At 69.2% G+C, this 18,807-nt stretch carries 19 protein-coding genes; 9 read left to right on the top strand and 10 right to left on the bottom strand.

Translation table 11 applies throughout. The features are described 5' to 3' along the window. Positions 1–73: 73 nt before the first annotated feature. The 5 genes from ACGFYP_RS08605 to dnaA all read right to left on the bottom strand — a co-directional run bounded on the left by ACGFYP_RS08605 (position 74) and on the right by dnaA (position 6,664). A complete protein-coding gene (locus tag ACGFYP_RS08605) occupies positions 74–616 on the bottom strand; it encodes a DUF721 domain-containing protein (RefSeq protein WP_393489121.1) in 543 nt (180 codons plus the stop codon). 76 nt (positions 617–692) lie between these two features. Next, on the bottom strand, positions 693–1,814 hold the full coding sequence (gene recF / locus ACGFYP_RS08600) for a DNA replication/repair protein RecF (RefSeq protein WP_393488047.1): 1,122 nt from the start codon (positions 1,812–1,814) through the stop codon (positions 693–695). A 57-nt stretch (positions 1,815–1,871) separates the two neighbouring features. After that, on the bottom strand, positions 1,872–2,750 hold the full coding sequence (gene gnd / locus ACGFYP_RS08595) for a phosphogluconate dehydrogenase (NAD(+)-dependent, decarboxylating) (RefSeq protein WP_361960178.1): 879 nt from the start codon (positions 2,748–2,750) through the stop codon (positions 1,872–1,874). 109 nt (positions 2,751–2,859) lie between these two features. After that, on the bottom strand, positions 2,860–3,990 hold the full coding sequence (gene dnaN / locus ACGFYP_RS08590) for a DNA polymerase III subunit beta (protein WP_318208253.1): 1,131 nt from the start codon (positions 3,988–3,990) through the stop codon (positions 2,860–2,862). Positions 3,991–4,861: 871 nt separating this feature from the next. Continuing rightward, a complete protein-coding gene (dnaA, locus tag ACGFYP_RS08585; protein WP_361960181.1) occupies positions 4,862–6,664 on the bottom strand; it encodes a chromosomal replication initiator protein DnaA in 1,803 nt (600 codons plus the stop codon). 382 nt (positions 6,665–7,046) lie between these two features. Between dnaA and rpmH the strand changes: the two genes are divergently transcribed. The 9 genes from rpmH to ACGFYP_RS08540 all read left to right on the top strand — a co-directional run bounded on the left by rpmH (position 7,047) and on the right by ACGFYP_RS08540 (position 13,867). Continuing rightward, on the top strand, positions 7,047–7,184 hold the full coding sequence (rpmH, locus tag ACGFYP_RS08580) for a 50S ribosomal protein L34 (protein ID WP_005482975.1): 138 nt from the start codon (positions 7,047–7,049) through the stop codon (positions 7,182–7,184). A gap of 21 nt (positions 7,185–7,205) precedes the next feature. Then, entirely contained in the window at positions 7,206–7,577 is a 372-nt protein-coding gene (gene rnpA, locus ACGFYP_RS08575) for a ribonuclease P protein component (RefSeq protein WP_361960184.1), read from the top strand. Beyond that, on the top strand, positions 7,574–7,900 hold the full coding sequence (yidD, locus tag ACGFYP_RS08570; protein WP_315893804.1) for a membrane protein insertion efficiency factor YidD: 327 nt from the start codon (positions 7,574–7,576) through the stop codon (positions 7,898–7,900). The genes rnpA and yidD overlap by 4 nt, the downstream gene beginning before the upstream one ends. 3 nt (positions 7,901–7,903) lie before the next feature. After that, the gene (yidC, locus tag ACGFYP_RS08565; protein WP_393488036.1) at positions 7,904–9,244 is read left to right on the top strand and encodes a membrane protein insertase YidC; all 1,341 of its coding nucleotides are present in this window, start codon (positions 7,904–7,906) and stop codon (positions 9,242–9,244) included. Between the two features lie 13 nt (positions 9,245–9,257). Beyond that, complete coding sequence (locus ACGFYP_RS08560; protein ID WP_393488033.1) at positions 9,258–9,785, top strand: protein jag; 528 nt, start codon at positions 9,258–9,260, stop codon at positions 9,783–9,785. A 91-nt stretch (positions 9,786–9,876) separates the two neighbouring features. Further along, on the top strand, positions 9,877–10,617 hold the full coding sequence (gene rsmG, locus ACGFYP_RS08555) for a 16S rRNA (guanine(527)-N(7))-methyltransferase RsmG (protein WP_361960275.1): 741 nt from the start codon (positions 9,877–9,879) through the stop codon (positions 10,615–10,617). A 290-nt stretch (positions 10,618–10,907) separates the two neighbouring features. Further along, on the top strand, positions 10,908–11,984 hold the full coding sequence (locus ACGFYP_RS08550) for a ParA family protein (RefSeq protein ID WP_361960195.1): 1,077 nt from the start codon (positions 10,908–10,910) through the stop codon (positions 11,982–11,984). Beyond that, entirely contained in the window at positions 11,981–13,084 is a 1,104-nt protein-coding gene (locus ACGFYP_RS08545; protein ID WP_393488030.1) for a ParB/RepB/Spo0J family partition protein, read from the top strand. Before ACGFYP_RS08550 ends, ACGFYP_RS08545 begins: the two co-directional genes overlap by 4 nt. A 165-nt stretch (positions 13,085–13,249) precedes the next feature. Beyond that, entirely contained in the window at positions 13,250–13,867 is a 618-nt protein-coding gene (locus ACGFYP_RS08540) for a GNAT family N-acetyltransferase (protein WP_361960201.1), read from the top strand. Between the two features lie 91 nt (positions 13,868–13,958). Here ACGFYP_RS08540 and trxA read toward each other — a convergent pair whose 3' ends face one another. The 5 genes from trxA to ACGFYP_RS08515 form a co-directional block, all read right to left on the bottom strand. Beyond that, positions 13,959–14,294, bottom strand: coding sequence for a thioredoxin (gene trxA, locus ACGFYP_RS08535; RefSeq protein WP_361960204.1), 336 nt, complete (start codon positions 14,292–14,294; stop codon positions 13,959–13,961). Between the two features lie 39 nt (positions 14,295–14,333). Further along, entirely contained in the window at positions 14,334–15,299 is a 966-nt protein-coding gene (gene trxB, locus ACGFYP_RS08530) for a thioredoxin-disulfide reductase (protein ID WP_361960207.1), read from the bottom strand. Between the two features lie 126 nt (positions 15,300–15,425). Next, entirely contained in the window at positions 15,426–16,340 is a 915-nt protein-coding gene (locus ACGFYP_RS08525) for a hypothetical protein (protein WP_393488025.1), read from the bottom strand. Further along, positions 16,337–17,041, bottom strand: coding sequence for an RNA polymerase sigma factor SigM (gene sigM, locus ACGFYP_RS08520; RefSeq protein WP_393488023.1), 705 nt, complete (start codon positions 17,039–17,041; stop codon positions 16,337–16,339). The genes ACGFYP_RS08525 and sigM overlap by 4 nt, the downstream gene beginning before the upstream one ends. 25 nt (positions 17,042–17,066) lie before the next feature. Continuing rightward, positions 17,067–18,776 carry a protein kinase family protein gene (locus ACGFYP_RS08515; RefSeq protein WP_393488021.1) on the bottom strand — a complete coding sequence of 570 codons (1,710 nt, stop codon included), beginning with the start codon at positions 18,774–18,776 and terminating at the stop codon, positions 17,067–17,069. Between the last annotated feature and the right edge of the window lie 31 nt (positions 18,777–18,807).

Genomic DNA, 18,807 nt, shown 5'->3' with positions numbered 1-18,807 from the left:
GCCCTCGAACGCGCTGCCCGCGCCAGGGCCCCGCACTGCGGGCACCCCGGGGCGCCCGCACGCACAGGCAACGTCAGCCGTACGTGTCCCCAGGCCCCACGGACCCGGGCGCCCGCAGCGGCCCGTACCCCTTGCGAGGACCCCCCGGCCCCAGGACCTTGATCACCCGTACCGTCCCGTGCCCCAGATCCTCGTTCAGCCGCGCCACCAGCCTCGGCGCCAACAACCGCAGCTGCGTCGCCCACGCCGTCGAGTCGCACTGCACGGTGAGCACCCGCTCGTCCGGAGCGTCGTCGTACTTCAGCGGCACGCAGTGGTTCGCCAGGTCCTCGCCGACGATCTGCGGCCAGCGCCCCATGACCCCGCCCACCGCCGCCGGCGTCTCCCAGCCGCGCTCGGTGATGAGCCGGTTGATCGCGGCACCGAGGCCGACCGGGTCCCGCCCGTCGGCGTGCGCGCCCGAGCGCAGCCCGCCACCGCGCCGCGCCTGCTTCTTCTGCTGGGCCGCCGCACCCCGCGCCTTCGCCTGCTCCTTGGCGGCGCGCAGCGCGACCCGGGCGAGATCCACACCCGAGGGCTCGGGCGCCTTCGCGGCCTGGGGGTCCCGACCGTGCAGCGGGTCCTGACCGCCCTGGGAATCCTGGTTCTCGCTCACGAGCTCACAACCTCACGCCTTCACGCCTTGACAACCCTCACAGCCTGTCCACCGAACCCCCCGCGACCTCGTACCGAACCCCCGCGAGCACGCCCGGCACGTCGTCGTCCACCGCCGCCGTCACCAGCACCTGCTCACCCGGGGCCACCAGCTCGGCCAGCCGCTCCCTGCGCCGCGCGTCCAGTTCCGCGAAGACGTCGTCGAGGACGAGGACCGGCTCGTTGCCCTCCGCCCGCAGCAGGTCGTACGAGGCGAGCCGCAGCGCCAGCGCGTACGACCAGGACTCCCCGTGGCTCGCGTACCCCTTCGCCGGCAGATCGCCCAGCTTGAGCACCAGCTCGTCCCTGTGCGGACCGACCAGCGTCACCCCGCGCTCGATCTCCTGCTTGCGCACCTCCGCGAGCGCGGCGATCAGCTGCTCGTACAGCTCCTCGCGCGTGTGCCCGGGGCCCGGCGCGGACGGCCGGTACTCCAGCAGGATCGGTCCGCCGCCCGGTGCCAGCTGCTCGTACGCCTTGTCGGCGAGCGGCTGCAGGACACCGATCAGATCCAGCCGCTGCGCGAGGAGTTCGGCGCCCGCGCGCGCCAGGTGCTGGTCCCATACGTCGAGCGTCGACAGGTCCATGCCACGGCCGCCGTGCCGCCGCGCCATGGCCGCGGACTTCAGGAGCGTGTTGCGCTGCTTGAGCACCCGCTCGTAGTCGGAGCGCACTCCCGCCATGCGCGGCGAGCGCGCCGTGATCAGTTCGTCGAGGAAGCGCCGGCGCTCGCCGGGATCGCCCTTGACCAGGGCCAGGTCCTCCGGAGCGAACAGCACGGTCCGTACGATCCCGAGTACGTCACGGGGTCTGACCTGCGAGGACCTGTTGATACGGGCGCGGTTCGCCCGCCCCGGGTTCAGTTCGAGCTCGACCAGCTGGGAGCGCTCGCCCTGGGTGACCGCGGCGCGGATGATCGCCCGGTCCGCCCCCATCCGTACGAGCGGCGCGTCCGAGGCGACGCGGTGGCTGCCGAGGGTGGCGAGGTAGCCGACGGCCTCGACCAGGTTGGTCTTCCCCTGGCCGTTGGCGCCCACGAAAGCGGTGACGCCCGGATCGAGCGGGACCTCGACCCGGGCGTAGGAGCGGAAGTCGGCCAGCGACAGATGCGTGACGTGCATGGTGTGCGCCGACCTTCCCCGCGGCTGCTGTGCACCGCGAGGTGCACAGCCTGTGGATTACTTCTTGGACTCGACCGCGTGGCCACCGAACTGGTTGCGCAGCGCGGCGATCATCTTCATCTGCGGGGAGTCGTCCTGGCGGGACGCGAACCGCGCGAACAGCGACGCGGTGATCGCGGGCAGCGGCACCGCGTTGTCGATCGCGGCCTCCACCGTCCAGCGGCCCTCGCCGGAGTCCTGCGCGTAGCCGCGGAGCTGCTCCAGGTGCTCGTCCTCGTCCAGCGCGTTGACCGCCAGGTCCAGCAGCCAGGAACGGATGACCGTGCCCTCCTGCCAGGAGCGGAAGACCTCGCGCACGTCGGTGACGGAGTCGACCTTCTCCAGGAGCTCCCAGCCCTCGGCGTACGCCTGCATCATCGCGTACTCGATGCCGTTGTGGACCATCTTCGCGAAGTGGCCGGCGCCGACCTTGCCCGCGTGGACCGAGCCGAACTCACCCTCGGGCTTCAGCGCGTCGAAGATCGGCTGGACCTTCGCCACGTCCTCGGCGGAGCCGCCGTACATCAGGGCGTAGCCGTTCTCCAGGCCCCACACTCCGCCGGAGACGCCGCAGTCGACGAACCCGATGCCCTTGGCGGCGAGCTCCTCGGCGTGCTTCTCGTCGTCCGTCCAGCGGGAGTTCCCGCCGTCCACGACGATGTCACCGGGGGAGAGCAGGTTCGCCAGCTCGTCGATGGTGGACTGGGTCGCGGCACCGGCCGGGACCATGACCCACACGACGCGCGGACCCTTCAGCTTGCCCACAAGCTCTTCGAGGCTGTGGACATCGGCGAGGTCCGGATTGCGGTCGTATCCGATGACGGTGTGGCCTGCGCGGCGGATGCGCTCACGCATGTTGCCGCCCATCTTGCCGAGACCGACGAGACCGAGCTCCATCAGAGATTCCTTAAGCGTCGTGTGCGGTTTACCCGGGTCCGAGCCTACGCCCGGACCCGGGTGCACACCTGTGGGGTCAGCCGCTCAGGCGAAGCCCCGGATCAGGGCGTCAGCCGCTGAGGCGCACCGGCATGATCAGGTACTTGTACGCCTCGTCCGCCTCCGCGTCCACGGCTGGCTTGCCGCTCAGCAGCGCGGGCTTGGTGGAGGTGGTGAAGGAGAGCTGGGCGACCGGGGAGTCGATCGCGCTCAGGCCGTCCAGCAGGAACGTCGGGTTGAAGGCGATCGAGATGTCGTCGCCGTCCAGCTGCGCGTCCACACGCTCCACAGCCTGTGCATCGTCGCTGGAGCCGGCCTCCAGGATCAGCACGCCCTGCTCGAAGCTGAGTCGGACCGGGGTGTTGCGCTCGGCCACCAGGGCCACGCGCTTGACGGCCTCGACGAACGGGGCGGTCTCGATCACCGCGACCGAGTTGAACTCGGTGGGGAAGAGCGTCCGGTACTTCGGCAGGTCGCCCTCGAGCAGCCGGGTGGTGGTGCGGCGGCCGGCGCCCTCGAAGCCGATCAGGCCCTCGCCCTTGCCGGAGCCCGAGAGCGCCAGGGTGACGGTGTCGCCGCTCGTGAGCGCCTTGGCGGTGTCCAGGAGGGTCTTCGCGGGCACCAGGGCGACCGCGGAGGCGTCGGGGGACTCCGGCTTCCACAGGAACTCGCGGACCGCGAAGCGGTAGCGGTCGGTGGATGCCAGGGTGACCGTGTCGCCCTCGATCTCGATGCGCACACCGGTGAGCACGGGCAGCGTGTCGTCGCGGCCGGCGGCGATGGCGACCTGGGCGGCGGCGGAGGCGAAGACCTCGCCGGGCACGGTGCCGGTCGCGGTGGGCATCTCCGGCAGGGCCGGGTACTCCTCCACAGGCAGGGTGTGGAGGGTGAAGCGGGAGGAGCCGCAGACCACGGTCGCCCGTACACCGTCTGTGGAGATCTCGACGGGACGGTTGGGAAGGGCGCGGCAGATGTCGGCGAGCAGGCGGCCGGAGACCAGGACGGTGCCGTCCTCCTCGACCTCCGCCTCGACGGAGACACGGGCCGAGACCTCGTAGTCGAAGCTCGAGAAGCTCAGCGCGCCGTCCTCGGCCTTCAGCAGAAGGCCCGCGAGTACGGGCGCCGGCGGACGGGCCGGAAGGCTGCGGGCCACCCAGGCCACCGCCTCCGCGAGTACATCGCGCTCCACCCGGATCTTCACCGGAACCGCCTCCTGCTGTTGCTGGCTCTTCGTCGACTGCGGGAACCAGTCTGACGTACGCCGCCGACACTCGGTGCGGCTCGGGGTCAAGTCGCGACAAGAGGTCGAGGAGGCTCCGGCGCCGAGTTGTGCACAGGACCCACTTCGAAGCGGATTCCGGGCTAACTCTAGGTGGGAGTAGTAGTAGGGCCTGTGGAAACCGTGGATAACGTTGTTTTCGCAGGTCAGCTGCGGTTTTTTGTCCACTGCCCCTGTGGGTGGAGCCGGTGGACAACTGGGGTGTTCTGTGGACACCCGAAAGTTCTGCACAACCGGTACACAGGCCACGGGGACTTCTCCCCAGTGCTGTCCCCAGCTTTACCCGTGTTCCCCACAGCCCAACCGTCCTCCTTGGTGTGACGGCTTTCACTCGACACGGTGACGCCGGGCGTTTCGTTGCCGAACAGTGGACAGCGGTGTGGAGAACCTGTGGGCAACAGACCAACTCCTGTGGGTCGCCAGTGGACAACCGACGGGACGCCCTGTGGACGAAAAATTCATCCACAAGCTGTGGATCAAGGTTGCCAACAAATCCACACCCCTCTGACCTGGGATGTTGGCCTGCCGACCGCCCTGCCTGTGGAAGGTATCCGGATAACTCCTGAGTCCCCACCCTGTGGACGGAAGATCATCCCGCAATCTGTGGAGAACGCGCCACCGCTGCGCCGAAATCGAACAGCCCGGCCGTGCACAGGCGTGTGGAGGGCGCCCAGGAACGCCCCCGGAGAGGCCGCCGACGGCGTGACGACGACGAAAAGGCGCCCCGGGAAGCGTTCCCGGGGCGCCCTTCGAGCGGGTGTCGAGCGGCGCTGAGCGCCGCTGAGCGAACCTCTCAGCCGTTCTTGATGCGGTTGGTGAGCTCGGTGACCTGGTTGTAGATGGAGCGGCGCTCCGCCATCAGCGCGCGGATCTTCCGGTCCGCGTGCATCACGGTCGTGTGGTCACGGCCGCCGAACTGCGCCCCGATCTTCGGCAGCGACAGGTCGGTCAGCTCACGGCACAGGTACATGGCGATCTGCCGGGCCGTCACGAGCACACGGCTGCGCGAGGAACCGCAGAGGTCCTCGACCGTGAGGCCGAAGTAGTCGGCGGTGGCCGCCATGATCGCGCCGGCCGTGATCTCCGGCGCCGAGTCCTCGCCGCCGGGGATCAGGTCCTTGAGGACGATCTCGGTCAGCCCCAGGTCCACCGGCTGCCGGTTGAGGCTCGCGAAGGCCGTCACCCGGATCAGCGCGCCCTCCAGCTCACGGATGTTCCGCGAGATCCGGGAGGCGATGAACTCCAGTACCTCCGGCGGGGCGTTGAGCTGCTCCTGCACCGCCTTCTTGCGCAGGATCGCGATCCGCGTCTCCAGCTCGGGCGGCTGCACATCGGTGGTCAGGCCCCACTCGAAGCGGTTGCGGAGCCGGTCCTCCAAGGTCATCAGCTGCTTGGGCGGCCGGTCCGAGGAGAGCACGATCTGCTTGTTCGCGTTGTGGAGCGTGTTGAAGGTGTGGAAGAACTCCTCCTGCGTCGACTCCTTGCTCGCGAGGAACTGGATGTCGTCGACGAGCAGGATGTCCACATCGCGGTAGCGCTTGCGGAAGGTGTCGCCCTTGCCGTCGCGGATCGAGTTGATGAACTCGTTGGTGAACTCCTCCGAGCTCACGTAGCGCACGCGCGTGCCGGGGTAGAGGCTCCGCGCGTAGTGCCCGATGGCGTGCAGCAGGTGGGTCTTGCCGAGGCCCGACTCCCCGTAGATGAAGAGCGGGTTGTAGGCCTTCGCGGGCGCCTCGGCCACCGCGACGGCGGCGGCGTGCGCGAACCGGTTCGAAGAACCGATGACGAAGGTGTCGAAGAGGTACTTGGGGTTCAGCCGCGCGTGCTGCTCGCCGGGCGCGCCGGAGCCGGAGCCCTGGCCGGGGGCCGAGCCGGTGCTGCCTCCCGTGTGGCCCGGCATCGGACCGCCGTGCCCGCCGTGTCCACCGGGGCCGCCCGGGCGCGGGCCGTGGCCGGTGCCCGGCCGCGGCGTGTCGGGGAGCTCGGCCCGCTCCGGCCGCTGCGGCTGGTCGTAGGCCGACGGGCGCTCGTCGTAGCGGGGCTGCTGCGGCTGCTGGGGGCGCGGACCGGTGTACGGGTCGCGCTCCTGGTAGCCCCCGAGGCGAGGCTGCTGCCAGGAGAGGTCCTCCTGGGTACGCGGCCAGGAGCCCGGGTCCGGGCGCTGCTGCTGGTAGTCCGGGTAGGCCGGGCGCGCGGTGGGCAGCCCGTCGTCCGGCATCGGCCGGTGCCCGTAGCCGTCGTACTTGTCGTACGAATCCGCCGGCGGCCGCTCGTCGTAGCGCGGCTGCTGCTGGACCGGGGGCGCGGGCGGGGTCGGCTCGCCGACCGAGTCGTCGACCGTGATCGCGATCCGGATCGGGCGGCCGCACTCACGGCTGAGGGTCTCGCTGATGAGCGGAGCCAGTCGTCCTTCGAGGACCCGCTTGCCCCATTCGTTGGGGACGGCGAGCAGTGCGGTGTCGGCCACCAGTGCGAGAGGCTGGCAGCGCTCGATCCACTGCTTGTCCTTGGGCTCGATGCCCTGCTGGCCTTCGCCGAGGAGTTGCTCGAGCACGCGTGGCCACACTGCGGCAAGATCGGCAGGTACGTCAGCCACAGGGCACGCTTCCTCGCAGGTCCCACGAATGTGTGGTTCTCGGGACGGTGGGTCGAAGTCCATCTGGACAGGTAAGGACAGAACGGAAAAAAGTTTTAGGAGTCCAGCCACGGTAGTCGCGGCGGCTGACCTCGTTCAAGTCGTTGTCCACAGCCTGTGCACAATGGACCCCGGTGATCGGTCGGTTTGACCGGATGGCGTAGCCGCGCGTACCGTAACGTGGTCGAGTTGTCGATGGCTGCTGCCGCCTGCCTCCGATGGGCAAAGATCACGGTCTGTGATCGTGAAGCGGTGCACTCGGGCGTATTGCGAGCTACTCGTGGGCGCACGGTGACAGCCAGGCGATGTCCCGCCATCTACGAATCATTTCTGGAGCCCCCGAGTGAGCAAGCGCACCTTCCAGCCGAACAACCGTCGTCGCGCCAAGACCCACGGCTTCCGCCTGCGGATGCGTACGCGCGCCGGTCGCGCCATCCTGGCGAACCGCCGTTCCAAGGGTCGCGCGAGCCTGTCCGCCTGATCCGCTTAAACAGGTCATGACGTGCTGCCTACCGAGAATCGGCTGAGGCGGCGCGAGGACTTCGCAACCGCGGTACGCCGAGGGCGCCGGGCCGGTCGCCCGCTCCTCGTCGTCCACCTACGCAGCGGTGCAACGGACCCGCACGCGCCTGGGGAGAGCGCTTCCCAGGCACGTGCGGGTTTCGTCGTGAGCAAGGCCGTGGGCGGTGCGGTCGTACGCAACCAGGTGAAGCGACGCCTGCGCCATCTCGTCCGCGAACGACTGTCCGAGCTGCCCCCCGGTAGCCTGGTGGTCGTACGGGCGTTGCCCGGAGCCGGTGACGCCGATCACGCACAGCTGGCCCGAGACCTTGACGCCGCTCTTCAGCGGCTCCTGGGAGGGGGCGCGCGATGAAGTACCCGCTGCTGGCTCTCATCAAGCTGTACCAGTGGACGATCAGCCCGCTTCTCGGGCCCGTCTGCCGGTACTACCCGTCGTGTTCCCACTATGGATTCACGGCCATCGACCGGCATGGCGCGATCAAGGGCACTGCCCTGACCGCCTGGCGCATCCTGCGGTGCAATCCGTGGTCGCCCGGCGGCGTGGACCACGTACCCCCGCGCAAGCGTCCGCGCTGGCATGAACTGCTGCGGAACGCACTGCGCGGAGACAAGGGCGGGTCCCCCGCCGAGACGAGCCCGGCCGCAGAGACCCCGCCCAATGCTCAAGGAGCCTGATTAGTGGACACGATTGCCAATTTTTTCAGCTTCATCACCACCCCTGTCTCATGGGTGATCGTCCAGTTCCACAAGCTGTACGGGGCGATCTTCGGCCCTGACACGGGCTGGGCCTGGGGCCTGTCGATCGTGTCCCTCGTGGTGCTGATCCGTATCTGTCTGATCCCGCTCTTCGTGAAGCAGATCAAGTCGACGCGGAACATGCAGGCGCTCCAGCCGAAGATGAAGGCGATCCAGGAGCGCTACAAGAGCGACAAGCAGCGTCAGTCCGAAGAGATGATGAAGCTGTACAAGGAGACGGGTACCAACCCGCTCTCCTCGTGCCTTCCGATCCTGGCGCAGTCGCCGTTCTTCTTCGCTCTGTACGCGGTGCTCTCCCACATCGCCGAGGGCAAGACGATCGGCGTCATCAACCAGTCGCTGCTCGACAGCGCGCGGCAGGCGCACATCTTCGGCGCCCCGCTGGCGTCCACCTTCACGGACAGCGCCGCCGACGTCGCCGCTCTCGACGCCTCGCTGACCTCGGTGCGCATCGTCACCGCGATCATGATCGTCCTGATGTCGGCCTCGCAGTTCTACACGCAGCGCCAGCTGATGATGAAGAACGTCGACCTTTCGGTGAAGACGCCGTACATGCAGCAGCAGAAGATGCTCATGTACATCTTCCCGCTGATCTTCGCCGTCATGGGCATCAACTTCCCCGTCGGTGTCCTCGTCTACTGGCTGACCACCAACGTGTGGACCATGGGCCAGCAGATGTACGTGATCAGCCAGAACCCCACCCCGGGCAGCAAGGCCCAGGACGCCTACCTCCAGCGCCTGCTGAAGAGCGTCGGGTCGCACGGTGAGGTTCGCGGTCGTCGTCGGAAGAACGTGGTCAAGGCCATCGTCGCCAAGGGCGCGGATCGCAACGAGAACGAGCGTCGCTTCTTCTCCGGTCTGGCCAAGGCCGGCTTCGCCGCCCAGGCCGACGGCACCGTAGCCAAGAGCGACACCGTCGCCGCCGAGGTGGAGGGCGGTACCGCGGCCAGGCGTCAGCAGCCCAAGCGCCAGACCAAGGCGAAGCGGCAGGCCGCGGCCCAGCACTCCACGGCGAAGAGCGCCGAGGACGCCGCCGAGTCCGAGACTCCGGACGAGAAGCCCGACGACAAGCCCACCCCCTCGCTGGAGAAGAAGCCGCAGGGGCAGGCCAAGGACACGGCCAAGGACTCGGAGCAGGGCGACCAGCCCACGCGGCCGAGCCGGGCCAACTCCGGGGGTTCCCGTCAGGCCAAGTCCGGCCAGGCCAAGTCCGGCCAGCGCAAGGGCCAGCAGCGCCCGAAGCACCCGTCCTCCAAGAAGTAGAAGGAGTCCATCCGTGACGGAAGGCACTACCTCCGCCGCCGACGCCGTCGACGCCGCCGAGGGTGGCGACACCCTGACCCGCCTGGAGCAGGAGGGTGAGATCGCGGCCGACTACCTCGAAGGTCTGCTCGACATCGCCGACCTGGACGGCGACATCGACATGGACGTCGAGGCGGACCGGGCTGCGGTCTCGATCATCAGCGACTCGAGCGGCCGTGATCTGCAGAAGCTCGTCGGCCGTGACGGCGAGGTGCTGGAGGCGCTCCAGGAGCTGACCCGGCTGGCCGTGCACCGGGAGACCGGTGACCGCAGCCGGCTGATGCTGGACATCGCCGGTTTCCGCGCCAAGAAGCGTGCCGAGCTCGCCGAGATCGGCGCCAAGGCCGCGTCCGACGTGAAGTCGACCGGTGCCCCGGTCAAGCTGGACCCGATGACGCCGTTCGAGCGCAAGGTCGTGCACGACGCGGTTGCCGCCGCCGGTCTGCGCAGCGAGTCTGAGGGCGAGGAGCCGCAGCGCTTCGTCGTCGTACTCCCTGCCTGACCCCTCTCGCAGTGTCGGCCCCGTCTGCTCGCAGGCGGGGCCGATCTTGTCAGCCTGATAGTCAGCCACCACAGTGCGCGCGCACCCATGGGTGCGGTGCGGAAGGACGGTTCCCGTGACGGAGGCAGCGGAGCTCCCCCCTGCGCCCGAACAGGCGCGGACGGTATTCGGCGAGTACTTCCCGGAGGCCGTCCGGTACGCGGAGCTCCTCGCGGACGCCGGCGTCAAGCGCGGGCTGATCGGCCCGCGCGAGGTTCCCCGCCTGTGGGAGCGGCACCTGCTGAACTGCGCGGTGCTCTCCGAGGTGGTGCCCGAGGGCGTCACCGTGTGCGATGTCGGCTCGGGGGCCGGACTGCCGGGTATCCCCCTCGCCCTCGTGCGCCCGGATCTGAAGATCACGCTCCTGGAGCCGCTGCTCCGCCGGACGAACTTCCTCCAGGAGGTCGTGGAGCTGCTGGGTCTGAACCATGTGACCGTGGTTCGGGGCCGTGCCGAGGAGATGCTCGGAAAGCTCCCTCCGGTCCATGTCGTGACGGCGCGCGCCGTGGCGCCGCTGGACCGGCTGGCCGGCTGGGGCGTTCCCCTGCTGCGTCCGTACGGGGAGATGCTGGCGCTCAAGGGCGACACGGCCGAGGAGGAGATCGACGGCGCCCGTGCCGCGCTCTCCAAGCTCGGTGTGGTCGCCACCTCCGTGCTCCAGGTCGGCGAGGGCATCGTGGACCCGCTCTCGACTGTCGTACGGGTGGAGGTCGGGGAGAGCCCGGGCGGTGTGAGATTCGCCGCCAAGCGGGCCAAGGCCGCCCGCCCGAGCAGGGCCCATCGCCGCCGCTGAAGCCGTCAACGCGGCGCATATGAGCCGTCAACGCTGCGCAACTGATCCGTACAAGCTGCCATACGTACGTATTTCGGAGTGTCGAGCGGTCCTACGTCGGCGGCGAGTGCATCGTGTTTCACGTGAAACGTCGCTCACTGCTGCAGGGGATCATCAGCCGCGGCCGCGCGGCTGCCACGCCCCGGGACCGCAAACCCCTCGCGAAACCCCTCGCGAGGGGGACAGGATTGTCCACAGAGGTGGATTCATCCACAGAACCACGGGCCTCGCTGGTTCACGACCCCGAAAGCATGGCAGGCTCTGTTCATCGCGAGCCTGAAGCCGAGGAGAGTGAATCCTTGCGGTCCGACGCCAACATCGCGGGACCGATGACCGATCCGGTCCCCGGTCCCCGAACCGAATCGGCGGGGGAGGATGTTTCACGTGAAACACCGCCCCCGATGGACGACACCCCCATTGGTCGTGCTGCCCAACTGGCAGTAGAGGCGCTGGGGCGTGCCGGCGAGGGTCTTCCCCGGCCTGCCCAGACACGCGTGATGGTGGTGGCAAACCAGAAGGGCGGAGTGGGCAAGACGACCACGACGGTCAATCTTGCTGCTTCCCTGGCGCTGCATGGTGCCCGTGTCCTGGTCATCGACCTCGACCCGCAGGGCAACGCCTCGACGGCCCTCGGTATCGACCACCACGCCGAAGTTCCTTCGATCTACGACGTACTCGTGGAGAGCAAGCCTCTCTCCGACGTGGTCCAGCCCGTCCAGGACGTCGAAGGCCTCTTCTGTGCGCCGGCCACCATCGATCTCGCTGGTGCGGAGATCGAGCTCGTCTCGCTGGTGGCACGGGAGAGCCGGCTCCAGCGAGCGATCCAGGCCTATGAGCAGCCCCTGGACTACATCCTCATCGACTGCCCGCCCTCGCTCGGACTGCTCACGGTCAACGCCATGGTGGCGGGTGCCGAGGTGCTGATCCCGATCCAGTGCGAGTACTACGCACTGGAGGGCCTGGGGCAGCTCCTGCGGAACGTCGACCTGGTGCGAGGGCACCTCAACCCCGCGCTGCATGTCTCGACGATCCTGCTCACCATGTACGACGGCCGGACCAGGCTTGCCTCCCAGGTCGCCGACGAGGTGCGCAGCCATTTCGCTGAGGAGGTGCTGAGGACCAGCATCCCGAGGTCCGTGCGGATCTCGGAGGCGCCGAGCTACGGACAGACGGTCCTCACGTACGATCCGGGCTCCAGCGGTTCGCTCTCCTATCTGGAGGCGGCCCGTGAGATCGCGCTGCGGGGCGTCGGCATCAACTACGACCCGCAGCACACCCCTGTGGGCCTTCAGAACAACCAGCACAGCATGTCGGAGGGGATCCAGTGAGCGATCGACGTAGGGGGTTGGGGCGTGGGCTCGGTGCGCTGATCCCCGCTGCTCCCCAGGAGCGGCAGGCACCCGCTGTCGGTCTGGGGGCGGGGTCCGCCTCGCCCGGCGCCGTCCCGGCGCTCGCCTCGGACCGGGGGGTGGCCGCCGCGAAGGTGGCGACCCTTCCGCAGAGCCCGCAGTCCCCGGACTCCGTGGTGCCTGTGGTCGAGGCCGAGGTGGTCGTGGAGACGGAGTCCCCCGCCGGCGCGCACTTCGCCGAGCTGCCGCTGGACTTCATCACGCCCAACCCGCGGCAGCCGCGTGAGGTCTTCGACGAGGACGCTCTGGCGGAGCTGGTCACCTCCATCAAGGAGGTCGGTCTGCTGCAGCCCGTCGTCGTACGACAGCTGGCCACCGAGCGCTACGAACTGATCATGGGTGAGCGCCGCTGGAGGGCTTGCCGTGAGGCTGGTCTGGAGCGGATCCCCGCGATCGTCCGGGCGACCGAGGACGACAAGCTTCTCCTGGACGCGCTCCTGGAGAACCTCCACCGGGCGCAGCTCAATCCGCTGGAGGAGGCTGCCGCCTACGACCAGCTCCTCAAGGACTTCAACTGCACCCACGACCAGCTGGCCGACCGGATCGGACGGTCGCGTCCGCAGGTCTCCAACACGCTGCGTCTCCTGCGTCTGTCTCCGCCGGTCCAGCGTCGTGTCGCCGCCGGTGTGCTCTCGGCCGGGCATGCGCGTGCGCTGCTCTCGGTGGAGGACCCGGAGGCTCAGGACAAGCTGGCGTACCGGATCGTGGCCGAGGGGCTCTCGGTGCGTGCGGTCGAGGAGATCGTGACACTGATGGGCTCCGAGCCCTCCGCCTCGACCAAGCCGAAGGGCCCGCGCGCCGGAGCACGTGTCTCGCCGGCACTCACGGAGCTGGCTTCGCGCCTCTCGGATCGTTTCGAGACCCGGGTGAAGGTCGACCTGGGGCAGAAGAAGGGGAAGATCGTCGTCGAGTTCGCCTCGATAGACGATCTGGACCGGATCCTCTCCTCCCTGGCGCCCGGCGAGGGACGTGTGATGGATCAGGTGAACTCCGAGCAGAGCGAGGACGACGAGAGCTGACCCTTCGTCGGTGTCTCCGCGACCTCAGGGCGGGCCGTGATCCGGTGAGAACCGGAACACGGCCCGCCCTTTGCCTGCGAGCGGTATCGCCCTGATCGCCCCATCGATACGATTCTGGGAGGTCGTATCCGTGCTGCGATGGCCGTGGGAAGCGAGGGAACAGCCGTGGGGCGTCGGCTAGTACCGCTCACGCTGGACAATCTTCCGGACCTCCCCAAGCGATGTCGCTCCTGCGTGTTCTGGGAGCTCGACCCGGTGAGCGGGGAAGCCGCGGTGAAGGCGGGCCGGCCGGAGTTGGAGAAGGAGGCGTGGATCTCGGCGGTGCTGCTGGAGTGGGGATCCTGTGGCCGCGTGGTCTATGTCGATGACGTGCCCGTCGGCTTCGTTCTGTACGCGCCGCCCGCGTATGTGCCGCGGTCCATGGCCTTTCCCACGAGCCCGGTCTCCGCGGACGCGGTCCAGTTGATGACGGCCTGGATCATGCCGGGCTATCAGGGACAGGGCCTCGGCCGGATGATGGTGCAGACCGTCGCCAAGGACCTCCTGCGGCGCGGCTTCAGAGCCATCGAGGCCTTCGGGGACGCCCGGTGGAAGGAGCCGGCCTGTGTGCTGCCGGCCGACCATCTCACGGCGGTGGGCTTCAAGACCGTACGGCCGCACCCTGCCCATCCACGGTTGCGGCTGGAGCTCCGGACGACGCTGTCGTGGAAGGAAGACGTGGAGCTGGCGCTGGACCGGCTCCTGGGCGCCGTCCAGAAGGAGCCGGCGCTGCGGCCTCTCTAGGCCGCCCTCTCTCGTTCCGTCCTGGTGGACGACGAACGGCCCGCCTCCGGAGGGGAGGCGGGCCGTTCGTGTTTCACGTGAAACAGGGATGTCAGGCAGTGGCCTGGACGAAGCCCTCGAGGTCGCGGAGGATCGCGGCCTTCGGCTTCGCGCCGACGATCGTCTTCACGACCTCGCCGCCCTGGTAGACGTTGAGCGTCGGGATGGACATGACGCCGTACTTGGCGGCCGTACCCGGGTTCTCGTCGATGTTGAGCTTCACGATCTCGATCTCACCGTGCTCGGCCGCGATGGCCTCCAGCGACGGGGCGATCTGACGGCACGGACCGCACCACGCGGCCCAGAAGTCCACCAGGACGGGCTTGTCGCTCTTGAGGACGACCTCGTCGAAGTCGGCGTCGGTCACGTTCTTCAGGGTGCCGGCCACGGCAACCTCCCTTAACTATGCGGGGTGTGGGTGGTGGAGTCAGACCGCAGGGGTCTCGGCGAGCTTCTCGCTGTCGGCGAGGGCCGCGAGGAAGCGCTCGGCGTCGAGCGCGGCCGAGCAGCCGGTGCCGGCGGCGGTGATCGCCTGGCGGTAGGTGTGGTCGACGACGTCACCGGCTCCGAAGACACCGGCGAGGTTCGTCCGCGTCGACGGGGCGTCGACCTTGAGGTAGCCCTCGCCGTCCAGCTCCAGCTGGCCCTTGAAGAGCTCCGTGCGGGGGTCGTGGCCCACGGCGATGAAGAGGCCGGTCGCCGCCAGCTCGCTGGTCTCGCCCGTCTTGGTGTTGCGGAGGGTCAGACCGGAGAGCTTCTGGTCTCCGTGGATCTCGGCGACCTCGCTGTCCCAGGCGAACTTGATCTTCGGGTCGGCGAACGCGCGCTCCTGCATCGCCTTGGAGGCGCGCAGGGAGTCCCGGCGGTGGACGATCGTGACGGACTTGGCGAAGCGCGACAGGAAGGTGGCCTCCTCCATCGCGGTGTCGCCGCCGCCGACGACGGCGATGTCCTGGTCCTTGAAGAAGAACCCGTCGCAGGTCGCGCACCAGGAGACGCCCCGTCCGGAGAGCACGTCCTCCCTGGGGAGGCCGAGCTTGCGGTGCTGGGAGCCGGTCGTGACGATGACGGCCTTCGCGCGGTGCACGGTGCCGGCGGTGTCGGTGACGGTCTTGATGTCGCCGGTCAGGTCCACGGCGACGATGTCGTCCGGCACCAGCTCGGCGCCGAAGCGCTCGGCCTGGGCGCGCATGTTGTCCATCAGGTCGGGGCCCATGATGCCGTCACGGAAGCCGGGGAAGTTCTCCACGTCGGTCGTGTTCATCAGAGCGCCACCGGCGGTGACGGCACCCTCGAAGACCAGGGGCTTCAGCGACGCACGCGCCGTGTAGAGCGCTGCGGTGTAACCCGCGGGCCCGGAGCCGATGATGATCACGTTACGGACGTCGCTCACGGGTTTCTTCCTCGTCTCTGCAGACTGCCTACTGCCTACGGGGCGGTCAGGTTCCTGACTCTCACCCCACCCAACGGATCCTACGGGGCAACCATTCCCGAGGCCGCCGCGCGGCACGGCGAGGAGTCAGGCGCGAGGGTAGGTGTGCGTCAGCAGAACCTCGGCCTTGCCCTGTCCGGCGTTGTCGGCGCAGGAGGCATCCAGGACGTAGGCCTGCACGTGAGTGCCCTCGGTCCCCTTCGGGAGCAGGAGGAGATAGGCAGGCTTGCCCTCGTAGTCGCCCCGCTGGAAGGCAAGCACTCCCTCGGGGCGGCCGGTGCCCGCCTTGACGCACTCAGGCAGGGACTCGGCGGTGTTCCGTTGGTTCGGGGTGTCACCGCCCTCGGCGGTGAGGGACTCTGGCTGTGTCTCCCCGGGAGCCTTGAAGGTGTCCGGCCGGAGCATGTCCTGAACCTGGGCTTCCACCGGCCGGCCGTCGAAGCGGTCGTTGGAGACATCGCTCGCGGCTGTGCTCCTCTTGTCGGCCGACTCGTCTCCGGTGAGCGTCTGCAGGCCTCCCTGGGTGAGGAAGAGGCTCATGCCGAGCGCTGCGGCGCCGAGGACCGCACCCAGGGCTGCGATCCGGCGACGCCGGGGCCGGGGGCGGCCAGGACCTGTGGTGGCGCGGGGGTGGCCCGCCGGACGGCCCGTGGGCGGTGCGGGCTCCGCGGAAGGGCGGGCGTCGGAGTGGCCGCTCGTTGTTTCACGTGAAACATCGGGGCCGATTTCGGGGGTGGTGGCGTCGAGGAGAGCCTCGGCCGCCAAGGCGGCATCGATCCGGCCGGCGATGTCTGCAGGCATGCGGGGCGGTCCCGGGAGGGTGCCGAGCAGCCCGCGGATCTCCGCCAGGGAGGTCCGGACGTCCTCGCAGAGGGAGCAGCCCTCGATATGCCGACGGACGGCTGCCGTACGGGAGGGGGAGAGCAGCCCCTCGGTCAAGTCGGAGATCTCCGAGACGTCCGGGTGCTGTGCTGTGTCGGCCTTGCCGGTCGTGGAAGTCACGCGCGCCCACCTCCGCCCTTCACAGCAGCCGGGCCATTCGGTCCGGTATCCGATGGCCCCGACACCGGTGGGACGGATGTCCCCGGCGTCCGGTTCCTTCCCCGGTCGGGGCCCTCGTTACCCACGGTGTCGGCGCGCAGATGGCTGACCATGGGCAGCAGCCTGGCCCGCCCGCGCGAACAGCGGCTCTTCACCGTTCCGGTGGGGACATCGAGGATGCGTGCGGCTTCCGCCACCGGGTACCCCTGCATGTCCACCAGGACCAGTGCGGCTCGCTGGTCGGCGGGGAGCGTGGCGAGGGCGGCCAGCAGCTCTCGGTGGAGGTCCTGGCGCTCGGCGGGGGCCTCGGCCGACTCGGCGGGCTCGAGGAGCTGCTCAAAACGCGCGGTGTCGTCCATGGGGGAGGTCTTGCGCGAGGCGGCCTTGCGCGCACGGTCGAGACAGGCGTTCACCGTGATGCGGTGCAGCCAGGTTGTGACGGCCGACTGCCCACGGAAGGTATGCGCGGCCCGGAAGGCGGACACAAGGGCGTCCTGGAGGGCGTCAGCGGCCTCCTCGCGGTCCCCCAGGGTCCGCAGGGCCACCGCCCACAACCGATCGCGGTGGCGCCGCACGAGCTCACCGAAGGCGTCGGGATCGCCGGCGACATGGCGCGCCAGAAGATCCTGGTCGCTGGTGCCGCTGCCTATGGCTTCGTCCAACGGTGAGCCCCCTCCCCCGATGCCGTCAGCTGGTGATCTTGATGTCCGTGATCTTGCCGCGGTAACCCTGTCCACTGCCGGGCAGGTCGGTCAGCCAGACCAGAACGTAGCGCGTCTTCACGGGCTTGTCGGCCGTGAGTGCGACCTGGGCACCTGAGTCCGAGTCCACGGTGGTGAAGGCGTCCGCCGACGTGGGCTGGGACGAGGCGCTCTCGGGCGCCGTCCGCAGCTGCACCGACGTGACGCCCTGGAAGGCGACCTCCACCTTGGAGATCTCCTGGACGGTGCCGAGGTCCAGGACGAGGCCCACGCCTTCCTTCAGCCTGCCGAAGTTCGAGTACCCGTAGTAGATCGATGTCTGCCAGGACGTGGAGGGGTTGCCGTCGAAGGCATTCCCTATCTCCGACGGGGTCTCGGTGCCGTCGCCCTGCGGGTCGAAGTCGCTCGCACCGGCGATCGTGACCGGCTTGCCCGCCTCGGGCTGCTTCTCGTCCTCGCTGTCCTGCGGCTGCGTGGTCTGCGGGGTCTCCTTCTTGTTCTTGCCCTGGTCGAGCAGCCGGTCCGCGATCTGCCAGCTGCCCAGACCCAGGGCGGCGATCAGGAGAGCCGACACGGCCCACTTCAGGACCCTGCCGGTGCGGCTCTCCAGCGGTGCCGGAGGCGCCATCACGGGCTGTGGGACCTGGACGCCCGGGCGGGGCTGCGGGCGACCGTAGGTGCCCTGCTGGTACGTGGTGCGCTGGTAGTCCGGCGGAGTGGGGAACTCGGGCTCCGGCGGGCGGATGCGAGGCATCGCCGCCACGGCCTTGGCGAGCTCGTCCGGGGTGGTGCAGGGCGGCTCCTGGCGCGAGGCGGTGGCGCCGTCGTTGGCCAGGGCGCGCATCGCGATCTCGGACAGACCGCGGTGGACCCCGGCGCGCACCTGGTCCGGAGCGAGCAGCCCGACACCCTTGGGCAGCCCGGAGAGGCCGTAGGCGTCACTGTCGTACGGCCAGCGCTGGGTCAGCGCCGCGTAGAGCAGGGCGCCGATCGCCTCGGTGTCCGTGCGCTGAGGGCGCTCGGCGCTGATGCCACGCAGCGCCGCGTTCACGGCCAGACCGCGAATCCGGTACTGCCCGGTGGAGCTGCGCAGGACGGCGCTGGGGGTGAGACGGAGATGGGCCAGGCCTTCGCGGTGCGCGGCGGCCATGGCCTGGGAGACCTGGCTGACGAGCTGGTAGGCGTCGTGAGGCTCCAGCGGACCGGCGGCGAGCAGCGTCGTCAGCTCGGTGGAGTCGGGAAGCCACTCGTGCACCACGTACACGAGGTCGTTCTCCTCGACGGCGTCGAGGACCTGGACGAACCTGGGGTCTCCGAGCAGCGCCGACGAGCGGGCCGCCGCGAGGACCGACCGGGCCCTGGGGTGGTCGGCCGGCAGAAGATGGACGCCGACGGCACGCCTCAGCTTCTCGTCGACGGCACGCCAACTGCTGAAACCGTCCAGACGAGTGACGCACTCCTCCAGGCGGTAGCGCCTGGCGAGTTTGTGCCCGCTGTGCAGCTCGGGAGTCTCGATGGAGGGCTGTTCGCCGTTCTGCCGCTTACCGGCCTTGTCCTCTGCGACCTCGGCGGACTGCTCCGCCGTGTCCTGCGCTTCCGCCACCCCGTCGGTCGCGGCCGAGTCCGCCTTGGCGGTCAGCGGGTCGTCACCGCTGTTGTCGGCCACGTCGACGGCAGCCGTGCTACGTTCCGCCACCGTCGTTCCTGCCTCCCCATCCGTTGCGCCA

The organism is Streptomyces sp. NPDC048370 (assembly GCF_043200825.1).
Classification (GTDB): Bacteria; Actinomycetota; Actinomycetes; order Streptomycetales; family Streptomycetaceae; genus Streptomyces.
The sequence above is the reverse complement of the archived record's forward strand: the minus strand, read 5'-3'. Positions and strand labels throughout refer to the sequence as shown.

Excerpts from the sequence above, each read along its gene's own strand:
- yidD (WP_315893804.1), top strand. The coding sequence starts at position 7,574 with ATGAAGTACCCGCTGCTGGCTCTCATCAAGCTGTACCAGTGGACGATC.
- recF (WP_393488047.1), bottom strand. The coding sequence starts at position 1,814 with ATGCACGTCACGCATCTGTCGCTGGCCGACTTCCGCTCCTACGCCCGG.
- ACGFYP_RS08550 (WP_361960195.1), top strand. The coding sequence starts at position 10,908 with ATGGCAGGCTCTGTTCATCGCGAGCCTGAAGCCGAGGAGAGTGAATCC.
- gnd (WP_361960178.1), bottom strand. The coding sequence starts at position 2,750 with ATGGAGCTCGGTCTCGTCGGTCTCGGCAAGATGGGCGGCAACATGCGT.